The following is a 22,166-nucleotide window of genomic DNA, read 5'->3' as shown; positions in this document are numbered from 1 at the left end:
ACTGAAAGCTATGGCAAAATACAAATGGTACTTATCAAATCTGGTCGCTTTTATAAGACTCAACCTTTTTGTTAAGGTAGACCTCCAAAAATGGCTCGACCACCCTTTTCAAGACCATCCGCCGCCTAAACAAAATATCGTACAGGGGGTTCTATTCTGAAAAAAACCAAAACGGTAGCTTTAGGTCAATGAAAACAGTAAAGTTATTCATTCTTGAAAACGTTTAGGACAGGATTGGTTTAGAATAAAGATTTATTCTTAAATAGATTATTATGGACGAATCTTAAATGATTGGAAATTTCATTGAGGTTAATTATTGCATCTGTCTTTATGTGTTTTGTTTCAATTAGGTCAGAATACCACCCTAGGTTATTTGATATTCAATTATAAAACTCCTATGAAAAAAGTAATAGCAATTACAATTTTTGTCTTACAATGCCTCCTTGTATATACCCAGAAAGATGAGGTTTTAACTGTTGAAAAGATAATGTCCGACTCTGTTTATCTGCGCAAAGTTCCAGATAATATTGAGTGGAATGAAAACAGTAGTAACTTATATTTTAATTGGAGACCCATTGATAAAAAAGAAAGTTCCGTTTATGAAATTTCCATTGGAAATTTGATTCCGATTCCAATATCAACCAGTACAAGTCAAGACCTTAAAAAGAGAAGCATATCCTATTCAAAAGACTCGAAAAGGATTTTGTTTGAACGCAATGGGGATATTTTCATTAAAAACATTAAAAGCAATACTGAAACACGTCTGGTAAGCACTACCGAAGAAGAAACTGACCCAATTTTTAATTACAATGAAAGTTTGATTGTTTTTCAAAAGAGCCAAAACTTGTATAGCATATCAATTTCAGGACAAGGGTTGAAACAGTTAACGTATTTTACCAAAGAAGATTCCAATTACAAAGAAAAGCTAAATAATCAGGACCAATGGTTGGAACAAGATCAATTGGCAATTTTTAATATTCTTAAAAAGGAGGAAGGCAATAACGTAAAAACTACACAAACGCCTATTAAATACTACCTTCCTAAATCGAGTTCCATATCCAACATCAGTATCGATCCATCTACCAGATACGTCGTTTTTACAATAGCCGATCAATTAAAACAAAGTAAAAATATTATTGTTCCAAATTATGTGACCCGTTCTGGTTACACCGAAGATATACCGGGTAGAACAAAAGTAGGGTCGCATGTGGAGACCTTTGCTACTAAAATTTACGATCTTAAGAAGGATACTATTTATGATGTCTTAACCGGAAATATTCCAGAAATTAAAAGGATTCCCAAATATTTGGAAGAATATCCGCAACAATTGAAAAAACGGAAGAATGAAAATCTTGATAGGGAAGTACATGTCGGAGAACCCTTATGGAGTCCCGATGAATCCCTTGCCATAGTCAACGTTATGTCGTTGGATAGCAAAGACCGATGGATAATGAAACTCAACCCATTAAGCGGGAAGCTATCATTGTTAGATCATCAACATGATGAGGCTTGGATTGGGGGACCTGGTGTTGGACCCAGATACCGAACACCTGAAATGGGTTGGATAGATGGCAGAACCATCTATTTCCAGAGCGAAGAAACAGGATATTCACATCTCTATAATCTAAATATTGAGACGGGTCAAAAGAAGCAACTAACTTCAGGAAAATATGAAGTACTGACTTTACAGCTTTCTAATGACAAAAAATCGTTCTATTACACTGCGAACATAGAGCATCCTGGTATCACGCACTTCTATAACATACCAATTGAAGGAGGTAAGTTGGTCAAATTGACATCAATGAAAGGAGGCAATGAAGTTACCATGTCTCCTGATGAAAAATGGCTGGCTATACGATATTCCAATACCACACAACCTTGGGAAATATTTCTACAAGAAAACAAGCCAGGTGCAACTGCAAAGCGAATTACGAAGTCAACATCTAAAACATATGATGCATACCCTTGGAAAACGCCAGAGATGATCACCTTTAAAAACAGATACGGAACGGACATTTACGCACAGGTATTTTCACCATCTACGCCCCTACCTAATAAACCCGCAGTAGTGTTTATCCATTCGAATGGATATTTACAAAATGTACACTATTGGTGGAGTTATCATTTCAGGGAATATATGTTTAATAACCTATTGGTAGATAAAGGCTTTACCGTTATCAATATAGACTATACGGCAAGTTCAGGTTACGGTCGGGACATTCGAACGGGAATTTACCGTCATATGGGTGGAAAAGATCTTTCTGATTTGACCGATGGCGCCAAATTGCTAACTGACAAATATGGTGTAAATTCAGATTATATTGGATTGTACGGAGGTTCTTATGGTGGTTTTCTGACCCTAATGGGGCTGTTTACCGAACCTGATGTATTTAAATCAGGAGCAGCATTACGTTCAGTAACTGATTGGGCACATTACAACCAAGGTTATACCTCCAATATTCTCAACGAACCACTCACGGATGAAATAGCTTATAAGAGAAGTTCTCCCATATATTTTGCTGATGGTTTAAAAGGTAATCTATTAATGACGCACGGCATTGTAGATGTAAATGTTAATTTTCAGGATATAGTGCGGCTTACTCAAAGACTTATCGAATTAGGTAAAGATGATTGGGAGCTTGCTGTATACCCTTTAGAAGATCATAATTTTGTCGACCCCACTAGTTGGACAGATCAGTATAAACGTATTCTAAAATTATTCCAAGACACTTTAATACCAAAAGAATAAGCCAAAATATTTAACTAATCATACCATTATGAAAATGAAAAAAATCTTAAAGTTATTTGTAATACTAATGATTATAGCACCGTCCTTAACTGCGCAACAGGTAAACACCAGCATGGACTCGACGGTAATCACCAACGGGCAAGTTACCATTAAGGGAGTTTCTGTTAAATATAAGGCAACAGCAGGGAAACAACCTGTTTGGGATGATAAAGGTAATATTATTGCGGGTCTCTATTTTACCTATTATGAAAGATCAAATATCAAAGATAAATCCAAACGGCCATTGTTCATTTCATTCAATGGTGGTCCTGGTGCCGCTTCGGTATGGATGCATCTTGGGTATACAGGTCCTTACAAGGTGAAAGTTGATAACGAAGGGTATCCTGTTCAACCTTATGGCGTTGAAGAGAATCCACATTCAATATTAGATGTAGCCGATATTGTTTATGTAGAACCTGTAAATACCGGTTTTTCAAGAGCTATCGATTCCATGGATAAGAAAGAGGTCGCAAAGAGATTTTTCGGTGTCAATGCCGATATAAAATATTTAGCAAGCTGGATAAATACTTTCGTAACACGACAGAACCGTTGGGAATCACCAAAATACCTAATCGGTGAGAGCTACGGTACACCTAGAGTTTCTGGACTTTCATTAGAACTTCAGAATGCACATTGGATGTATCTGAACGGAGTTGTATTAGTTTCTCCGACCGGATTGGGCATTGAACGCGGTACCGCTGTAGAGGCAGCCAATTTGCTTCCATATTTTGCCGCAACTGCTTGGTATCATAAGAAATTATCACCAGATCTACAGGCTAAAGACCTACCCGAATTGTTGACAGAAGTAGAATATTATACTATTAACGAACTTATTTCGATAATGGCCAAAGGAGGTTTTCTTCCAAACGCAGAAAAAGAAAAAGCTGCTATTCGCATCGCAAAGTATACAGGGTTATCTAAAAAAGTAGTTTTAGAACACGACCTTAGAATTCCGAAGAATTTTTTCTGGAAGGATCTCTTGCGTGAAGAGAGTTTAACGATAGGTAGGCTAGACTCAAGATATTTAGGCATAGATAAAAGTAACGCAGGTGATAGACCAGATTATGCCGCAGAATACAAATCATGGCAGCACAGTTTCACCCCTGCCATAAATTATTATTTTAAGAATCACCTTAATTATAATACCGATTTAGAATATTATATAGCAGGCAAAACTCGTCCATGGGATAGAAGTGATAACACTACAGGCGAAGATTTACGTCAAGCCATGGCACAGAACCCTTATTTACATGTGATGGTGCAATCAGGATATTATGATGGCGCTACAGACTATTTCAATGCACAATATAATCTGTGGCAAATGGACCCTAGTGGAAAGTTGCGAGATCGCATGAGTTGGGAAGGATACCGAAGCGGACACATGATGTATTTACGAAGTGAAGATTTAGCAACCTCAAACGAACATATTCGAGAGTTCATTCGACGATCTACCCCTAAAGAAGGTGAACCCGCTCAATATATTAGAAAAAGAAACTAGCGAATGATTCACGGTAGTTCAAATGAATTATGAGAACAAAGGTTTGCCAACATATACCTAACCTAAAACGATTAATTAAAATCAAATGAGATGAAAAGAATATTGACAATGACAACAGTATGGTTAATTATTGCTTTGCCACTAAATGCGCAGCAACTCAATACCAGTATGGATTCTACGGTAACCACAAGTGGAGAAGTTACTATAAAGGGGTCACAGATTAAATACACGGCCACGACCGGAAAACAACCTGTTTGGGACGAAAAAGGAGAAATTATTGCAGGGCTTTATTTTACATATTATGAACGGTCTGGTATCAACAACAAAGCAAAAAGACCCCTTATCATTTCTTTTAATGGGGGCCCTGGTTCAGCATCAGTTTGGATGCATATTGCGTACACGGGGCCTAAAATACTTAAGATAGATGAGGAAGGTTACCCTGTACAACCTTATGGTATTAAAGATAATCCATATTCAATTCTTGATGTAGCCGACATTGTTTATGTAAACCCTGTAAACACTGGTTATTCTAGAGCTGTGAGTACCATGGACGATAAAGAGGTGTCAAAAAGGTTCTTCGGTGTCAATCCCGATATTAAATACCTTGCTAGTTGGGTAAATACGTTCGTGACGAGACAAAACCGTTGGGAGTCACCAAAATACCTTATTGGAGAAAGTTATGCTACGCCTCGTGTCTCTGGGTTATCACTGGAATTACAAAATTCGCACTGGATGTATCTTAACGGGGTCATATTGGTGTCGCCAACTGGATTAGGAATAGAGCGTGGCACCGCTGTAGAAGCCGCTAACCTTCTTCCTTATTATGCTGCAGCTGCATGGTATCATAAAAAACTCCCTGCTGAGCTGCAGGTCAAAGATTTAACCGACTTGTTGCCGGAGGTAGAGGAATATACCGTTAACGAACTAATTCCGATTATGGCGAAAGGTGGCTTTTTGTCAGAGACAGAAAAAATTAAAGCAGCTGCCCGAATGGCAAAGTATTCTGGGTTGTCCGAGAAGGTGATTCTAGAGCACAATCTCCGAATCCCCAAAGGTTTTTTTTGGAAAGAATTATTACGAGATGAAGGCTTTACTATTGGAAGGCTTGATTCAAGGTACTTAGGAATAGATAAAATGGAAGCCGGTGAACGACCTGATTATTCAGCAGAACTTACTTCGTGGTTACATTCTTTCACTCCAGCTATCAACTCTTACATTAAAAATCATTTGAAATACAATACCGATCTCAAATATAATATGTTCGGACCAGTACATCCATGGGACAGAAGTGGTAATACGACTGGTGATGACTTACGTCAAGCTATGGCACAGAACCCTTATCTACACGTAATGGTTCAATCCGGATATTTTGATGGAGGCACTGATTATTTTAACGCAAAATATAATCTATGGCAAATGGATACAAGTGGGAAATTACGTGAACGAATGAGTTGGGAAGGATATAGAAGCGGACATATGATGTATTTACGTAAAGAGGATTTAGCAACATCCAATGAACATATTAGAGAATTTATTAAAAAATCTACACCTCAGAAAGGACAGGCCGCTCAATACCATAGGGGGGTAAAAAACTGATTTAAACAAAATAACAGTTCCTTAATAAAATGAAATTCACTGTACTTCAATCATGAATAATCAGTACTTAAAATTTATAATCAAAATCGAAAAATCTAATGAAAAATTTAAAGAATAAATCACTATTATTAATCTGTTTATTTATATCACTTAGTTCTACTCAGGCTCAAATTCTTGAAGCTCCTGACCGGAAAGAGGGTGAAGGACCTTGGTCGCAATTAATTATAAGAGGCGCCACCTTAATTAATGGAACACTGGCCCCACCGATCGGCCCAGTTGATATTGTAGTTGAAAACAATATAATTGTCGATGTTAAAATAGTAGGCTATCCGGGGGTGCCAATAGAGGAGTCTAGACGACCAAAACTGAGGCCAGGAGGAAAAGAACTAAATGCCGAAGGATTATACATAATGCCAGGTTTTATAGACACCCATGCACACATTGGAGGTGAATCACAAGGAACATCGGCTGAATACGTGTTTAAATTATGGATGGGACATGGCATAACTACGATAGTAGACCCTAGTAGTGGTAATGGACTTGATTGGGTTCTTAACGAAAAAAGGAAAAGTGCCCAAAATAAAATAACTGCGCCGAGAATAATGGCTTATACCGCATTCGGACAGGGTAGTAAACAACCTATTTCTACTGGAGAACAAGCAAGGAAATGGGTTCAAAATAATGCAAAACTCGGTGCTGATGGAATTAAATTTTTTGGTGCATCTCCTGAAGTTATGACTGCCGCATTGGATGAAAATAAAAAGTTAGGTCTTCGTTCCAAAATGCATCATGCCCAACTTTATGTAGGTAGTTGGAACGTTTTGAATAGTGCAAGAGCTGGTCTTACTTCTTTGGAACATTGGTATGGTTTGCCTGAAGCGCTTTTTGATGATAGAACAGTCCAGGACTATTCTCTAGATTATAATTATCAGAATGAACAAGATCGTTTTGGGGAAGCAGGGCAATTATGGAAGCAGGCAGCGGCTCCATATAGTGATAAGTGGAATAGTGTTATGAATGAACTTATAGATCTTGATTTCACCCTATCTCCAACATTTGTGATTTATGAAGCAAATAGAGATTTGAATCGTGCTCGTAGAGCTGAATTTCACGAAGAATATACATTACCTTCATTATGGGATTATTATGCGCCAAGCAGACAATCACATGGTTCCTATTGGCATAATTGGGGAACGGAGCAAGAAATTGAATGGAAAGAAAACTATAAGCTATGGATGACTTTCATTAATGAATTTAAGAATAGGGGAGGAAGAGTAACGGTAGGTACAGATGCAGGTTTTATTTACGAATTATATGGTTTTGCCTATCCACGCGAATTGGAATTGCTTCGAGAAGCTGGTTTCCACCCATTGGAGGTTATTAAAGCGGCTACTTTAAACGGAGCCGAGGCAATTGGTATGGATAAAGAAATAGGATCTATTGAAGTCGGAAAATTGGCCGATTTTGTAATAGTGGAAGAAAATCCACTTGAGAACCTTCAAACATTATATGGTACAGGAGCCATAAAGTTAACCGAGGATAATAAGGTAATACGTGTAGGTGGAGTGAAATACACCATTAAAGATGGTATTATTTATGATGCAAAAAAATTACTATCGGATGTTCGAAATATGGTTAAAAAAGAAAAAGAAAAAACTAATTATAAACTGACACAGCCCGGAATGAATAAGGATTAGGGTCTAATAAGAGGTCGAGTTAAAAATTTATCTATAAGCAATGGCGTAGTATTGATATTATTATAGTTCCAAATATTTTTTAGAGATGAATTTAGCTATAGTAAGATTCCAATCATATTAGATCATTAGATTTTTCATAAAAATGAAAAATGTATTCACGTGCAAAATGTAATTAATTTCGCTAACACAAAAAATGCCTTTCAATCGAAAACCAACAGTAAATTAAAAAAGGCATAATTCATTTTCACAATCATTAGTAAGGCTTGGCTTGTTAAAATTGCCAAGCCTATTACTAATTTTCTACTCCGTATTGGCTCCCCCATTTCACCTACTCTAAAACATACTGTTTTTGACCAATTCTGTGGAGGTGAAACTATTTTAGCTTGCCAATCAACAGTAGATGATTTGTTTGAAACTGGAGGGGTATACTCAATTTTAGATTAATCAGTAGAAGGAAAGGTAAATGAAAAGTTTTTTGATAATACATTGCAAACTATGCTGGAGGTTTGTAATCATGCTAAAATTTCAAAGGCAATACCTTTTTTAGTTTTTAAACCAACGGGTTTGGGTAGGTCTGCAATTTTTGAAAAGAAATCAGCTAATATTATTATGACTAATAACGAAATTAGTGAATGGAATAGAATAATTGAAAGATTTGACATTTTATGTAGTACTGTAGCTTCTACAAATCACCTAAAAATCATGATTGATGCTGAAGAATCATGGCTTCAAAACGCTGTAGATAAGTTAACTGAAGAAATGATGTTGAATAATAATTTCAAGAGAGCTGTTGTATTTTCCACTATTCAAATGTATCGTTGGGATCGGTTAACATACTTATAATATTTGTGTTCTTTTGGATATAATAACAATATCAAAGTAGGTGTTAAATTAGTCCGAGGAACGTATATGGAGAAAGAAAGGGAACGCGCCAAAAATACAGGTTATAAAAGTCCAATCTGTCTCGATAAAGAAATGACCGATTTAAACTTTGACAATGGTATTTCTTATGCAATTAAGTATTTAATATTTTTATAGGAACTCATAATGAATCAAGCTGTCGTAGACTTATCGATAAAATGGTTAATAAAGGTTTTAAAAAAAAACGATGGTCGTATTTGGTTTGGAAAGCTCTATGGTGTGAGTGATGATATAAGTTACAATTTAGCTGCAAACGGTTATAATACGGCAAAATATGTTCCATTCGGAACTATAAAAGAAGTCATCCCACACCTATTTAGAAGAGCTGAGGAGAACACCTCGATAGGTACTCAGACCTCCAGGGAGATTTCTCTAATTCAACAAGAAATTAAGAGAAGAAAAATAAATGGTATTGTTTTTCACTAAATTATAATTCTTGTATTAAAATAATAGCTGAGTTCAACACATTAGTGTAATACACTTAATTTTTAGGACTTCAATAAGGGTGTTATAATTAAACTTTCTAATTGGTCAGTAATTTAGTAATCTTTCCACTTCTTTTACTCTTTTGTTCGAGTCAGTTTTCTTTGGAAAAAATCGCCTTATAACACCTATTTGACCAGCTATTGCTGTTTACGATAATCCTACCTTGAGTAATGACTAAATCTGATACTTTTGAAAAAGGAAAAGTTGTTTATAATTTTTCACGCAAGGCGAATATTAATATGGAGTCCAAAACAGATTGGGCCAGGCCCATCTGTTTTAAATATTCGTGTTGCACTTAGAATCAAATTTTAGTTATTCGATTATCATTTAAATATTACTATTACTTAAAACTAGTCTTAATTTTTTTTTAAAATAAAAGAAGGTGCAAATTGAATGCTCCTGTGAAAAGGCGAATTAAATTTTTAAATAATGTTCGCTGAAATGCTTTTCATTACTTTAATTTTTTAATGGTTTATGAAAAAGTTTAATAAGTTGGGTAGCGGTTTCTTGTTAGCTACCCTGTAATACTTGTCAATTTAGGAATAGGATTGTCATAGCCAACCATTGCTAACTTTCTTCATAATATGTGCCGCATGTATTACTTAGAACTACGATAACTGAAAAACAGCTAAGAACGAGGGGTTATCAAAGAATGCTAACGCACTACCTTGTTTTAAAGTTCTGGTATAACGACCGCCGTATACGTGACCCGTTCGAACGTTAGCGTTAGAGGCGCGCGATGGGCTTTACCGCTCACGGCCGTCTAATTGATTGGCAATAGTTTTTATATTCAAAATCAGATATCGATTTTTAATATCCGCTTGAGTTATACTAATGAGCGATTAATTCTTATTATTCCAATTAGTTGCTTCCAGTATCTTATGAAAGATTTCAATATTTTCATAAATGCCAGAAAATGATTCAGCTCCTGGGCCATAAGCGAATACGGGGATTAATGTTGCCGAATGCCCATTGGTAGAAAAAGTTCCTGTAATTTCATTATAATCACTGTAAGATTTGCCATCTTCCGTTTTCTTAAGCGTTGACGATAAGGTAAATCCTCCAGTTTCATGATCGGCAGTTACAATTACCAATGTATTGCCATCTTTCTCTGCAAAATCCAAAGCCTTTCCGATAGCATCATCAAAATCAATAAGCTCTGAGATAAGATAATCAGCATCATTGTCATGACCTCCCCAATCTATTTGAGAACCTTCGATCATTATGAAAAAATTTGAATTATCTATATCCTTACTAAGAAATTGAATACCTAATTCGGTGGCTTTTGGTAAAAAATTACCACGACCTTTAGACATAGGTTTCATTTCGTCTTCTGCTAATAAATAAGCCATTTTAGAATACTGTTTAATTCCTGCAAAATCACCCAAATCGGTAGTATCTATACCAAACCTGTTTGTTTTCAATTCTTCTATTAAGTCTTTCTCATCTTTTCTTTTATTAAAAAACTTTGTACCACCTCCTGCAAAAAAATCAATATCAGATACGACCATATCTGCTGCAATGTCTTCATAGAGCCTTCTATTTATAGTATGAGCATAGAAACTTGCTGGTGTAGCATGTTGTATGGATGAGGTAGATATTACGCCGGTTTTGATATGTTTCAGTGACACAATTTCAACCAAATTTTTAACTTCAGTAGAATCATCGGCAACACCAATGGCACCATTATATGTCTTTACTCCAGAGGCAAAAGCCGTAGCACCTGCAGCGGAATCAGTAATATCTTCTCTTGAAGAAGACGTGCTAATTAGCCCTATATGCTTAAAGCGCGCGTAATTTGGCCTAGTTTTCTTAAAGTAAAAAGCTGATGATATTTGTGATAAACCTGTGCCATCTCCAACTAATAGAATAACATTTTTAGCCTTTGGAGGTTCTTGTTCTTTAGCTATTTGTGATTTACAGGAGAACGATATTACTAATAGAACAACGTAAATCATGTTTTTGTATGTCATAAGCTCGTGTTTAAATGTTCGTTAAGGCAGATAATTTATACTATATTCTGACTTAACCTTAATTAATACTTGTTTATTTCTGATATTGTTTTCATTATAGAAACCTAAAAATACGTTTCTATAAAACACCTTCCAAATGCCTTTACCCATATCTTGAGTGGCAACGTATTTTCCTTTTAGAGCCGCAGTTAGATATACCTAATAATATCACTTCCATCTGACAGCCCCATTTTGGCAAACCTTTATTATTTTCATATTGGGTTTATACTCTAATTAGGTTTTTTTTTGGAAAAGGTGTATTGGAAAAGTTATGGATAGAAGTAGGAATTACCTAGTTTAAAGCTTCTTGGGGTCTGAATATAATTGCAGTATCTCAAAGTGGCACCATTCGACCGAAATAGGTAGCACCATCACTCCGATATAGCCATCTATTTTTTGTTCCATAGTTGTTGTTACTTTCCAAGACATGAAAAATTGTTTGCATCAAACAATTTATAAATTTCAAAAGTGTAAACCATGTCTATTTAACTTTATAATTGATGTCCGTTTATCGTATTAAATAATTGGTAACGGTTTATGTGTCTTAAGTTCGACTTCCTTAAATGTGATTAATTTCAAGGAGTAATCAGAAAGGACAAAAGAAAGGATTAAGGTTACTAAATACGGTGAAGCTTAGACTTCGACAACATTGATAATTGGCTCTCTTTTACTACTTAGACCACGTTTAGCTCTGTGAGATTGTAAATCTCGTTTTTAATTTATTCTGTGCAACAAAAGACAAGTCCATAAATCAATAAGAAAACCGTCAAGAAAATGAGAAGTTTTTTTAAGACTTGAAAAACAAATAGAAAACTTTTGAGGAACTATAATAAATCTTGTTAAATACTGTTCGGAAAATCGAACTATGAAGTGATGTTTGTAATCCATAATTCTTTACTAAGTGCTTAAAGAATCAAAAAGCGGATGTATAACTTTTTATACGAATACGGGTTTTAAGCACTAAAAATAGTGGGAAGGAAAAATATGTTCTAATAAAAAGGCAAACTAATATTGAATACGCTTAAAGAAATAGTATTAACAATCAATCTATTATTTTAATTGGAATAATATGCTACCTATCTTATTTTGTTAAAGTAGTAATGTCAGTTGTAGGCTTTAACATAGAAGTTTTATTCTTTTGGTGATGGTCTTTTGACCTATAGTTAGCACTACAAAACTTCTGGATATGCCTTCGTTTTGGAAGGAATTCTTCATGACAATAACGACAAGTGTAGTGTTTAGTATCAATTATAGGTCAAACATACGCCTAAGTGACGTTTGTTGAAGGATTGACCATGGTTAAAAGGGGGTAGAATTAATATTAGGATTTTAAATCAATAATTTTTTGATGGCTACTATCTTGCACAGCGATAGGGAAATCATTTGTTTAGATACTGGTTGTAGTCTTCCATTTATGATTAACTATTTGAGCTGTTATTATTTTATCAATTAAGAATTGTTGAGCACAATCAATGAAGGTATATCTTGTTGATTTAGGTTTTAGTTTTACTGGTAACTCAAGTTTATTGCATAGTTGTTTTAATCTTCTGGAATAATTGCCAGAAAAGGTTTTGTAATTGTTCGACTTGTATATAGATACGAGAAAGGGGAAGCTCGTTTTTTTGCTTTTTTTTAAAAGCACCACTGCTTCTGTTGAAATCTTAGTATTGTAGCTAGCTTTAGATTTCCTTTTATTTCTTTTACAAATAATTCTATTATTAAATACATGTTGGTCATACCTTAATTTAGTTAGAACTTAAGTATCTATACCACAAAGATAAAATATCAATAACCAATAGTTTCTTAAAATATTGAACCCTCCAATTTCAGAATTATTTTCCAACACTACATCCCGTAGCTTTATCAAATAGGCAGTTGTCGCAACAGGATTAACTACGTCAAGTATTTCTATTAAACATAGTAAAAAGGATTTTCCTTTTACTATGTTTATTCTATAACGCTCTTAGGTATCAAATATAACTATCAACACCCGAAGGCTTGTTCCCTTATTTTAATAGTGTTTCTTTAAAATCCAGAACCATCTCTTTTGATATTTCATAAAAGAGACCATAAGAAATTGCTTATTGAATGCCTGCAGAGCACTCCAGTCTGTACCTCTATAATCTGGTTTAAAAGAACTCATGATTGATTCATAAAACCTATAAGACCTCTTATTGAACAATTCAGACTTTAATTTGATCTAACAATATATTTTTTTGTTTGTTGTAGACAAACAGTATTAATTTTTTCTTTTAAATCTTTTAGGTAGTCTAATAGGATATACTAATTGGAATGTTTTCTAATGGGCATCACCATTAACCGTTTCCATTCAGTCTTCTTAGCATAATATCCCGTACGCCACTCTTTTTCTTTATACTTATGTGTTTAGTACACGATAATAAGAAAACCCTGCATCGTTTCATTTGATTTTTATGTTCATGGAGAGAATTAAAAGGTCGAAAATAATTACCTTAATCCCCCTCCCACTGTTTTGCAATTCTTTTGAATATAATCAAATAAACTGGGAAAGCACTTAAATTAAAAAAACCCCAGTATGACTAGGGTTTTGAAGAAGTGATGGCACTAGGATTCGAACCTAGGACCGCCTGCTTAGAAGGCGACTTTTTTAGAGCTAAAATAAGACAAAGGAAACTTATTAAAATCTTAATTAGTTGATATCATGATAGATATGTTAATTTGGTTTTGTTTCATACCAAAGCACACCAAATAAAACTAAGCACAAACTAAGCACATTTTTGAGTATCTTACAGTGTAAAATTAAAAGTATGGCGAGGGCTAGATTGGTTTTAGATGTAAGAAAACATTCGAAAAATAGTTCAGGATTGTTTCCGATAGCATTGAGCTTATATCACACAAAGCAAAGAATTTTGCGACTTTCCTATAACACATCAAAAGAGGGATGGGATTCTAAAAATATGATTCTTAAGAAATCAGCTACCGCCAATAGGGACAGAGATTGCGATTACATAAATAAAATTTTAAACGAAAAAATTTACACCGTCAAAGCAATAATTGACAAACTTGGAATTACCATAAATGATATAACGGTAGATACACTAATAGAAAACATTAAGGAGTCTTGGGACAGCAAGTTAGATTCAACTTTGAAAAAAAATCTTTCAAATGGAATATTACTGTCGGAATGTGGCAAGGTGTTAATTGATCGTAAGTTAAAAGAAGGAAAGCCAAGTACTGCCAAATGGTATAGGGAATCAATTTCAGCTTTTACAAAGTTCAACAATGGTAAGGCCATTAAACTCTTTCATCTAAATGTCACGTTTTTGAAAGAATTTGAAATGGACAATAAAGCAAGAGGTAATTCTAATAATGCGATTAGTTCCTATATGCGAGCTATTAGGGCGATTTATAATAGCGCTGTGAGGGAAGATAGGTACGTTCCAATTAAGAATCCATTTAATCACTACAAAATCCCAACATCTAGACGTACAAAAAAGAAAGCGCTAACAAAGGAGAAGATAGTTGCCATTAGAAATCTTCGATATAAGGAAGGTAGTAATCTCTGGCACACTCAAAACTATCTATTATGTATGTTCAATTGTAGAGGGATGAATTTGATTGATCTCGCTAAGCTAAGATTGATTGATATTGGAGACAATCGAATTTTTTATGGTCGCAGCAAAACTGGAGATCCATTATCCGTGCGAATTACTAATGAGTTTGCCACGATCTTGGAATATTATATGAAAGACAAGGAAAAGAATGAATTTGTTTTTCCTATTGGTTATGATGGTTCGGTAGCAACGTTCAAGAAGTATAGTTCTGATCGAAGATTGGTCAATAAATTATTAAAAAAGATTGCTGAAGATGCTGGTATAGAAGAAAAAATAACATCCTACTACATACGTCATTCTTGGGCTACTATCGCCAAAAATATGGGTATTTCTACAGAAATTATTAGCGAAGGCCTGGGGCATCATTCAATAAGGACTACTGAGATATATTTGAAAAGTTTTGATAATTCTGTGTTGGATGACGCCAATGAATTGGTTGTGTCTTAGAGTTCTTGATTTTGTACTATAAAGTTAGAGAGTTCGAGTCTTTCCTGAGAATGCAAATAGGTTGTCCCCAAATCTTACCATAACTTACCTGCGTACGGATCCTGTTTCGATTTTATAGTGTTCCGATAGATAAGCGTAAAGTAAAATCGAAATAGGGCGCATACTACTTTTGATTTGGAGCACTAGCCCTTTTTTTGAGCCATTGTTCGTAATCTGAATTATGCTCCAGCTATTCGTCAAAACAGTCTCTCAGGCTTGTATTGATTTCTTGCTGCCCGTTAGAGAAGGATTCCTGACGTAGTTTCTCTATTCTAGATACCTCAAAAACTAGATAGCCAATGATGACCAAGGAAGCTGTCCAAATTAAATAGTGTAGCCATAAACGTAATTTAGGTATAACGCTTGTCCTTGCCAAACGCTCCTCTAGGGAACGGACGGATTCCTTAAGTTGTAGAATATTTTCCTTTTCCCGCTCTAAATGCGTTTCCAGTAGTTTCTCGATTTCAGAAGTATCGGGCAGTATCCTGATGTCCTCCACGTTATTGGTCAGCCGTTGCAGTTTCGCCAATGCCTTGTTGAACCCGTCCAGCTCGTCGGTGAGCAGTTCCATTACTTCGTCCAGTTTCTTGTATCCCATAGCTTTTTGTTTTAATATCCGATTCCCGTATCGATCGCTTTTGTGATTACTTTTTTCAGTGCATTCTTGGCCACACTGGCCGCAAGATTGGTGCCCATCTCCAAGGTCTTTCCCATTAGCTGGACCGACTTGCCCGCCTCCATGGGTTTTCCTATTCCCTTGTTTTGAGAAAGCTGTGCCATTATATTTCCTCCGGACATGGAGCGGTGCACTTCGCTTGCCTTGAAATTGTGGCCCTGGTATTGAAAACGGAATCCCTGTAGTCGGTTCGCCTTGTTGATGCTTGGAATTACCTCCACGTTCCGTGCTTTCATAGCCTTCATAAAACCATCCAGGGTTTTTGGCCGTTCGTTCTCCATCACCCTTTGATGTATATTCTTAATTTCGAGACGTACTTTTATAGAATCCAGTTCCTTTTCTTGTTGAACGTCCTTGACCGTGGTAAGCCCCATTTCCTTTGCCACCCGCTCTGCTGCCAGTTGGCTCTGTTTACCGATAAAACTATCATTGTACGCCTTGCCGTCAAAACCGATACGATTCACATACAGATGCACATGGGTATGTTCCTTGTTCCTATGGACAAAGCCGATGGCCTGATTTTCCTTCAGCTGCATTTCCCTGATAAACTTTTGGGTCAGTTCCCCTAACCGGTCCTTGCTCAGGTCCTTTCCATCTTTCGGTGTGGGGCTGAGTATAAAGCTCAGGGTATTCTTTTGGCAACGGGTGTTCATATCCTGTATCAGTTTGAATTCTTCGGTAACCTCTTGGGGCCTTTCCCCTGCCAAATGTTGGCTGAATACGATTTCCCCGCCCTTCTCCTGGTTCCAACCATAGACGATACTTGTTCCCGTATGTGCTATTGAAGTTCCCTTTCCTATCATCTTTTAATGTTCTTGAAATTAAAGAGATGTAACCTTATTTCTTCCGCTAGTTGTTCTACTTCTTTGGTAAGTTTCGGATTGTATTTCTTGAACATATTCCCGATTCGGGTAAAGTTGTGCTTATATTTTACCAGCATTTTATAATGTGTCAATTGTTCCTCGGTCAAACGTTCGATGACGTTATTTCCAAAAGCGGTGCTGCGGCAATATTCGGATAGGGATATCCCTGCCCGTTGCGCCCTCTTTTGGAGAAGTTTCTTTTCATAGATGGAACACCGGAACTTGATATAGGTCCTTTTCATTTTTTACGTTCTTTGCGACCATCGGGAGTAAAGCAAGTTTGTTTTTGTGGCAACAAAAACACATCTTGCGCTTTCTGACCATTTGGATATTCCGCATTTCTGACCAACCATTCGTTCATGTCCTTATAACCTCTATAGATTCCTGACATATCCTTTGAATTCTTGTATTCCATTAGTATTTCCGTAACCGACCTTCCATTGGAATCGTTTTCTAGATAAAGTTCTACAGTGGTATACCTCTCTGAAATCAACTTTGCTTTTTGGGTGAAAACCGTGGAATTCAGTATTAGAAAATCACTCTTTAGTCCCGATTTCCCTTGATAGCCTACAATGGACAGCAAATCGAACATCCCCTCCGTTACAGTAAGTTTTTCACGGCCATTTTGGATATGTGTGACATCCTTTGGCGCGGTACAGTTTTTCAGGTACTTGTTGCGTAGCTCCCATCCACCGGAATCGTTCTTCAGTCCGATAGCGAAATACGGTTTTCCCTTAAAAGTATAATGGATCTCCTTTAAATATTCTTTAGCGATGTGAATGTTGATTGCCCTCGATTTTATATAGCCCAACAATGCAGGATGTTCAAGGGTTCTGACTTTTGTGATTAATACTTTTTCGTCGATGTGTGTTTCCCTTCCTAAGATCGGTTGCTGTTGAAAAGAAAAAAGAACGCTTTCATTTCCTATAAATTTTAATGCCTCTTTTACAGTTCCCTTTGTAATCTGGGATATCAGGTCTATGACATTACCGCCTTTTCCTGCACCATGGTCGTACCATCTATTGAGTTTCTTGCAAACCTTGAAAGAGGCTTGGGTCTCTGGGCGCAGAGGGCTCAGGAACCAAGCTTCTTTTTCGTTCGTCCTGGTCGGAAAGTGCCCGAGTTTTGCCAGCGCCCTTTCGATGGGAAAGGCTCGGGCTCTTTCGCACGTTAGTCCCTTTGTTCTTTTTCTTTTCATGAGCAGATTACTTTTGGTGTTTTTTTTGATGATTTGATGAATTCCTTTAAAAGGGTAAGTATCTATAGGGTTTTGTCCCGCATCGTTTCGTTCATCGGTTCATCATTTTGCTATTTTTTTCTATCTATTCCGTCATCGTTTTATTTTTTGATGAACAAATGATGATATAATGATGACAACCTCGGCATCGATAGATAAAGGGTTCGGCTCAATCTGTCATCGGTTCATCGAAATTTTCGAGTAAAAAGGATTTCAACACGGTAAAATAGCGTCCCTTGGCATCCAAGAGCTGCATGGAGCCGTCCTGCCAGATCACCAATTTTTGATAGCTGAGGGTGTTGTCCTTGTTGCTTAATTTCCAGTCATGCTTCAATAAGCGTCTCAGCTGTGTCAGGTCGGTCTTTATTCGTGTCCTGTTCAGCAATTGTAGAGCATCTAAGGGGCAAAGATGGATTTTGTCCAGATCGAACTGCTCCATGGCACCTACGAGAATAGTGGCCAGTTCTTTTTCCACCCTGTTTCTGTTGTTTCGCACCAATTTATTCAATGCCGTTGTCCGTATCTGTTGCGGGGTAAACCACATCCGTGTGCTGTGCTTACTCGATAACCTTCGTTGCCGTAAATGGAACAGTAGGGCAGGTATCTCCGCTATCAGTTCATATAGGAAGTTCGTCCGCTCTTTTTCCAGTACGGGTATTTTCAGTACCCAAAAACGGGTCTCGTTTCCGTCTATCTTGATAAAGCTGTCCTCGTTGTTACTACAGAGGATAAATTTACCAAAGAACTCCACCTCTCTTTTGTCCTTTCCCTTGGCCTCCAGTTTATTGATATTGGTCGTGCTCAGGTATTTGATACGTTCGGTAAGTTCCTCCTTGTTGAACAGTACTTCGTCTATACAGATGAGCAGTTTGTTCGCCCAATCAGCATTGAACTGACTGCTAAAACTGTCGTTGGTCAAATAGGTCATATTGTTATCGAATATGGCCTTCATCCATTTAAGAAAAGTGCTCTTGCCCGTTGAACGCTCCTTGGATACCAAACACAGAATAGGCAACACCTGTACCGGTTTGGTATAGAGTAACTGTAAATAGTCCAGTCCAAGCTCGTAGTGCTTGCCAAAAATATGTTCTATAAAACGCAATGACATTTTACATTCCCCTTCCTTGGGAATTGCCGGCAAGGGGGAATAGGTGTTATAGAATTTTTGGTATTCCTGTTTGAAATCGATGTGGCTTGGTATACAGGTAAAACCATCGTACTTGGGAACCTTGCTTAGGTAATCCTTGCCGTGGTCTTGACGGATGGTCTCGATGTTCCAATGCACCAGAATTTCGTTAAAGTGTCCTGCGATAGTAGGAGCCTGCACTAGTTTATAGTACGAAGTGCCCACCCTTAGGTATGGTACTCTTTTCATAAGAATTGATTTAAAGGCCTAGAGTATTCCCTTGGCTAAAATGATTATCGAATAGGATGGTTAGGTAAGGTCTCCGATTTTCTTAACGGATTTCCGTTCGTTCTGGAGTAGCCAACGAACAATTTTCTTCCGTTCGAAATAAATCAGTTTTCCATTGGGTTTGGAGTGCGGAATACTACCTGCTGCGGTAAGTTTGTACAGGTAGCTTCTGGATATCCCTGTATAGTCACAGGTTTCCTCGAAGGTCAATACCTTTTTGTTCGCTATCAACAGTTTTTCCAAACGATTTAGTCGTTCGATAATTAAAATAGTGTCCATCGGTTTCCTTTTTTATGGTTACGAAATGAACAAAAGCGCTTTTGTTTTCCTTCAATATTGCTAGAGTATAAATGTATAAAAATAGGTGAATAGGGGATGGTAGCGGCTCTAAATAGTTATGCACAAACAATTGTAATTCAACATATTAAGCCAAAACTCATCAAACGGTATGGGCAAAAACATCAGTTGCGTTGATTTGGTTTTATATGATACCAAATGAAATCAAATTTGATATTGGCAAATAAGTGATTTTAAAGAAGAAAACAGGGTTATCAACAATTAAAAATGAAGTGATAAGAAAATAGGAACTTTAAAAAGGCAGATTTGAAAATTTAGCTTGGCTTAATTGTAATCCAGTACTCTTTTATTACTTATAAAATAATTGGTAATACGTTAAAAATACTGTCCTAAAAAACGTTCGTTTTACGGTACTAATCCAAATTCTATATTTATATCAAGTGGTTGGATAAGTATTAAATGTCAATATAATGTATACCTTTGCTATTGATGCAAAAGCACAATCATATAAAGGCATTATTATTTTTGAGCATATTTTCAATGCTCATTCTGCATCAGGCGTTTCCACATTTGCACCATCAACACCAGGGTCCTCATTCACACTCAGATTTGGCGCATTCTGGCGAACACCATCATCACGATGATGGTTCAAAGGAAAAAGATGAAGCTCGTGACGGTTTATTTGGATTATTTATGGATATGCACTTGCATTCTACCGTATCCAGCGATATTATTATCCTTAAAAGAAATACCGTTGAACAACAGACCGTTGCCGTTAAGGATGTTGCAAATAAGCCCTGTGAAACCCAAAGACCTTTATTAATTGACAATGGACAGAATGAAAGTCCGCCTATTTATCATCCCCCAAATAAATATTTCAACCCTTATCTTTCATACCTCGATTTACGAGGTCCTCCCGCTTTAGGTTAATCGAAACGGAACAGAAACCGCTATCTCAAATAGAAGGTTAAATTCCATTTATAATTCAGGTTAAACCTAAAAATTTCAAACAATGAATAAATACATCGTATCCGCAATTTGCGGATGCCTGTTCTTTGTTAATGGTTTCTCTCAAACTACAACTATAGAGGAACTGCTTAATCAAATTGAACAGAACAATACAGAGTTGAATGGCTATCAATCATTTATTGAAAGCCAACAACTCGAAAATAAGAGTGCGAACAATTTACCCGACCCGCAGCTTTCTGCGTATTATTTACCCTATGGTGATAATTCAACTGATACGTATACAGAATATCAAATAGCACAATCTTTTGAATTTCCAACGGTATACGCTGCTCGTGGTAAATGGAACGATTTGAAATCTCAACAGCTACAAACTGCCTACACAAAGAAAAGACAGGAAGTTTTATTGAATGCAAAAGAATTTCTTATAGAACTTACTTACATACAAAAGCAAAAAGCGATTGAAGCCTTAAGAAGAACCCAAAGTAGGCAGGTTTTTGACCAAATTCAAGAATTGTATGATAAGGAGCAAGTAGGTATTTTAGATTTGAATAAAGCCAAAATTGTTTGGATTCAAGAGCAGTTTGTTGTTGAACAGATGGAGAGCGATATTCAAATGTTGATTTCCAAACTTAATACTCTTAATGGTGATACGCCTTTAGAAGGACTTTCATCAGCAACGTTAATTACAATAGAATATTTAACTATAGAAGATGTTTGGCAAGAAAAATTGTCTAAGGATCCTTTGTTACAAGAATTAGTTGCTAATGAAAAGGCTTCCTTACAAAAAGTAGTATTGGAGAAAAACAAAGTACTTCCAAATGTAGCATTCGGGTATAATTATCAAGGTGTAAATGGAAATAACTATTCGGGTTTTTATGGTGGCCTTTCTATTCCATTATGGAGTAGCAAGAATAAAGTAAAAGCTGCGCAAGCTAATTACGAGTTTCAGCAATACAACACCCAAGTCATTACGACATCACTCTACATACAATTTCAAGAAACATTTAATCGCTACCATTTGATGCTTTCAAAATATAATGAGTATCAAAGCACCATAGGTAATTCAGTAAGTGAGGATTTACTTTTAAAAGCCTATATGTTGGGCGAGTATTCGTTTATGGATTACTATGTAGAGCTTCAGTTTTACCGAAGTGCATCTGATAAAATGTTGCAAATGGAAAAGGAATTACAACTGCTTCAAGCACAATTATTAAACCATCAATTATAAACATTAAAAAAAATAATTATGAAAATTACAAATATATTTTTCGCACTAGCTATAGGTTCAATGATTACTATAACCTCTTGTAAAGATGCTAATACAAAAACAGAAACTACAGAAGAGCACGGTCACGAACACGATGGAGATGGCAATCATAAAGAAGACAAAAATGTTGTTGAACAAGAGGAATTTAATGTCAATGGAACCTCTGAAAATAAAGAAGGAAATAGCGATACTAATGAACAAACTAATGAGGCCACAATTGTTGTTAAAGCTAATAAAGCTTTAGAATCAATAGCGTCCTAAACGATTAAAAAAGAGAAAGGGAATTCTGTTCCTCAAAGTTACCTTTGTGGTGCACTCAAAACCACACCTTTCTCTTATGTTAAATATAACCTTGTTTTCCCAAAT

General features: G+C 36.3%; 16 protein-coding genes and 1 pseudogene. 9 read left to right on the top strand and 8 right to left on the bottom strand.

Annotation, left to right across the window (positions count from 1 at the left end; translation table 11 throughout):
- Nucleotides 1-397 precede the first annotated feature (397 nt).
- The 5 genes and pseudogenes from ES765_RS19820 to ES765_RS19800 form a co-directional block, all read left to right on the top strand.
- Nucleotides 398-2,749, top strand: coding sequence for a S9 family peptidase (locus ES765_RS19820; RefSeq protein ID WP_138116077.1), 2,352 nt, complete (start codon nucleotides 398-400; stop codon nucleotides 2,747-2,749).
- A gap of 34 nt (nucleotides 2,750-2,783) precedes the next feature.
- Nucleotides 2,784-4,286, top strand: coding sequence for a S10 family peptidase (locus ES765_RS19815; protein ID WP_212744276.1), 1,503 nt, complete (start codon nucleotides 2,784-2,786; stop codon nucleotides 4,284-4,286).
- Nucleotides 4,287-4,376: 90 nt separating this feature from the next.
- On the top strand, nucleotides 4,377-5,882 hold the full coding sequence (locus ES765_RS19810) for a S10 family peptidase (RefSeq protein WP_138116075.1): 1,506 nt from the start codon (nucleotides 4,377-4,379) through the stop codon (nucleotides 5,880-5,882).
- A gap of 98 nt (nucleotides 5,883-5,980) precedes the next feature.
- Nucleotides 5,981-7,579, top strand: coding sequence for an amidohydrolase family protein (locus ES765_RS19805; RefSeq protein ID WP_138116074.1), 1,599 nt, complete (start codon nucleotides 5,981-5,983; stop codon nucleotides 7,577-7,579).
- Nucleotides 7,580-8,041: 462 nt separating this feature from the next.
- Nucleotides 8,042-8,926: pseudogene (locus tag ES765_RS19800) on the top strand (proline dehydrogenase family protein); the annotation flags it as partial.
- A gap of 902 nt (nucleotides 8,927-9,828) precedes the next feature.
- Here the strand turns inward: ES765_RS19800 and ES765_RS19795 are convergent.
- Nucleotides 9,829-10,959: an alkaline phosphatase gene (locus ES765_RS19795; protein ID WP_138116073.1), complete on the bottom strand. Its 1,131-nt coding sequence runs from the start codon at nucleotides 10,957-10,959 to the stop codon at nucleotides 9,829-9,831.
- 336 nt (nucleotides 10,960-11,295) lie between these two features.
- The gene (locus tag ES765_RS22630; RefSeq protein WP_262710699.1) at nucleotides 11,296-11,427 is read right to left on the bottom strand and encodes a hypothetical protein; all 132 of its coding nucleotides are present in this window, start codon (nucleotides 11,425-11,427) and stop codon (nucleotides 11,296-11,298) included.
- Nucleotides 11,428-13,784: 2,357 nt separating this feature from the next.
- On the opposite strand from ES765_RS22630, the gene ES765_RS19790 reads away from it, so the two are divergent.
- On the top strand, nucleotides 13,785-15,038 hold the full coding sequence (locus ES765_RS19790; protein WP_138116072.1) for a tyrosine-type recombinase/integrase: 1,254 nt from the start codon (nucleotides 13,785-13,787) through the stop codon (nucleotides 15,036-15,038).
- A gap of 229 nt (nucleotides 15,039-15,267) precedes the next feature.
- Here ES765_RS19790 and ES765_RS19785 read toward each other — a convergent pair whose 3' ends face one another.
- The 6 genes from ES765_RS19785 to ES765_RS19760 form a co-directional block, all read right to left on the bottom strand.
- Nucleotides 15,268-15,675 (bottom strand): DUF6730 family protein, encoded by a 408-nt coding sequence (locus ES765_RS19785; protein ID WP_317131439.1) that lies wholly within the window; start codon nucleotides 15,673-15,675, stop codon nucleotides 15,268-15,270.
- A gap of 11 nt (nucleotides 15,676-15,686) precedes the next feature.
- Complete coding sequence (locus ES765_RS19780) at nucleotides 15,687-16,556, bottom strand: relaxase/mobilization nuclease domain-containing protein (protein WP_138116070.1); 870 nt, start codon at nucleotides 16,554-16,556, stop codon at nucleotides 15,687-15,689.
- Nucleotides 16,553-16,858, bottom strand: coding sequence for a mobilization protein MbpA (gene mbpA / locus ES765_RS19775; RefSeq protein ID WP_138116069.1), 306 nt, complete (start codon nucleotides 16,856-16,858; stop codon nucleotides 16,553-16,555). The genes ES765_RS19780 and mbpA overlap by 4 nt, the downstream gene beginning before the upstream one ends.
- On the bottom strand, nucleotides 16,855-17,814 hold the full coding sequence (locus tag ES765_RS19770) for a toprim domain-containing protein (protein ID WP_138116068.1): 960 nt from the start codon (nucleotides 17,812-17,814) through the stop codon (nucleotides 16,855-16,857). Before ES765_RS19770 ends, mbpA begins: the two co-directional genes overlap by 4 nt.
- A gap of 208 nt (nucleotides 17,815-18,022) precedes the next feature.
- A complete protein-coding gene (locus ES765_RS19765) occupies nucleotides 18,023-19,228 on the bottom strand; it encodes a primase-helicase family protein (RefSeq protein ID WP_138116067.1) in 1,206 nt (401 codons plus the stop codon).
- Nucleotides 19,229-19,288: 60 nt separating this feature from the next.
- Nucleotides 19,289-19,546, bottom strand: a complete 258-nt coding sequence (locus tag ES765_RS19760) for a helix-turn-helix transcriptional regulator (protein WP_138116066.1) — start codon at nucleotides 19,544-19,546, stop codon at nucleotides 19,289-19,291.
- A 507-nt stretch (nucleotides 19,547-20,053) separates the two neighbouring features.
- On the opposite strand from ES765_RS19760, the gene ES765_RS19755 reads away from it, so the two are divergent.
- From ES765_RS19755 to ES765_RS19745, 3 genes are all read left to right on the top strand, one after another.
- Nucleotides 20,054-20,494: a hypothetical protein gene (locus ES765_RS19755; protein ID WP_138116065.1), complete on the top strand. Its 441-nt coding sequence runs from the start codon at nucleotides 20,054-20,056 to the stop codon at nucleotides 20,492-20,494.
- Between the two features lie 82 nt (nucleotides 20,495-20,576).
- Entirely contained in the window at nucleotides 20,577-21,761 is a 1,185-nt protein-coding gene (locus tag ES765_RS19750) for a TolC family protein (RefSeq protein WP_138116064.1), read from the top strand.
- Nucleotides 21,762-21,779: 18 nt separating this feature from the next.
- Entirely contained in the window at nucleotides 21,780-22,061 is a 282-nt protein-coding gene (locus ES765_RS19745) for a hypothetical protein (protein ID WP_138116063.1), read from the top strand.
- Nucleotides 22,062-22,166: the final 105 nt, after the last annotated feature.

This window comes from Maribacter sp. ACAM166, assembly GCF_005771495.1.
GTDB lineage: Bacteria > Bacteroidota > Bacteroidia > Flavobacteriales > Flavobacteriaceae > Maribacter.
The sequence above is the reverse complement of the archived record's forward strand: the minus strand, read 5'-3'. Positions and strand labels throughout refer to the sequence as shown.

Bases quoted from the DNA above. Each gene is read 5' to 3' on its own strand.
- ES765_RS19820 (WP_138116077.1), top strand. From the start codon at position 398: ATGAAAAAAGTAATAGCAATTACAATTTTTGTCTTACAATGCCTCCTT.
- ES765_RS19815 (WP_212744276.1), top strand. From the start codon at position 2,784: ATGAAAAAAATCTTAAAGTTATTTGTAATACTAATGATTATAGCACCG.
- ES765_RS19810 (WP_138116075.1), top strand. From the start codon at position 4,377: ATGAAAAGAATATTGACAATGACAACAGTATGGTTAATTATTGCTTTG.
- ES765_RS19805 (WP_138116074.1), top strand. From the start codon at position 5,981: ATGAAAAATTTAAAGAATAAATCACTATTATTAATCTGTTTATTTATA.
- ES765_RS19795 (WP_138116073.1), bottom strand. From the start codon at position 10,959: ATGACATACAAAAACATGATTTACGTTGTTCTATTAGTAATATCGTTC.
- ES765_RS22630 (WP_262710699.1), bottom strand. From the start codon at position 11,427: ATGTCTTGGAAAGTAACAACAACTATGGAACAAAAAATAGATGGCTAT.
- ES765_RS19790 (WP_138116072.1), top strand. From the start codon at position 13,785: ATGGCGAGGGCTAGATTGGTTTTAGATGTAAGAAAACATTCGAAAAAT.
- ES765_RS19785 (WP_317131439.1), bottom strand. From the start codon at position 15,675: ATGGGATACAAGAAACTGGACGAAGTAATGGAACTGCTCACCGACGAG.
- ES765_RS19780 (WP_138116070.1), bottom strand. From the start codon at position 16,556: ATGATAGGAAAGGGAACTTCAATAGCACATACGGGAACAAGTATCGTC.
- mbpA (WP_138116069.1), bottom strand. From the start codon at position 16,858: ATGAAAAGGACCTATATCAAGTTCCGGTGTTCCATCTATGAAAAGAAA.
- ES765_RS19770 (WP_138116068.1), bottom strand. From the start codon at position 17,814: ATGAAAAGAAAAAGAACAAAGGGACTAACGTGCGAAAGAGCCCGAGCC.
- ES765_RS19765 (WP_138116067.1), bottom strand. From the start codon at position 19,228: ATGAAAAGAGTACCATACCTAAGGGTGGGCACTTCGTACTATAAACTA.
- ES765_RS19760 (WP_138116066.1), bottom strand. From the start codon at position 19,546: ATGGACACTATTTTAATTATCGAACGACTAAATCGTTTGGAAAAACTG.
- ES765_RS19755 (WP_138116065.1), top strand. From the start codon at position 20,054: ATGCAAAAGCACAATCATATAAAGGCATTATTATTTTTGAGCATATTT.
- ES765_RS19750 (WP_138116064.1), top strand. From the start codon at position 20,577: ATGAATAAATACATCGTATCCGCAATTTGCGGATGCCTGTTCTTTGTT.
- ES765_RS19745 (WP_138116063.1), top strand. From the start codon at position 21,780: ATGAAAATTACAAATATATTTTTCGCACTAGCTATAGGTTCAATGATT.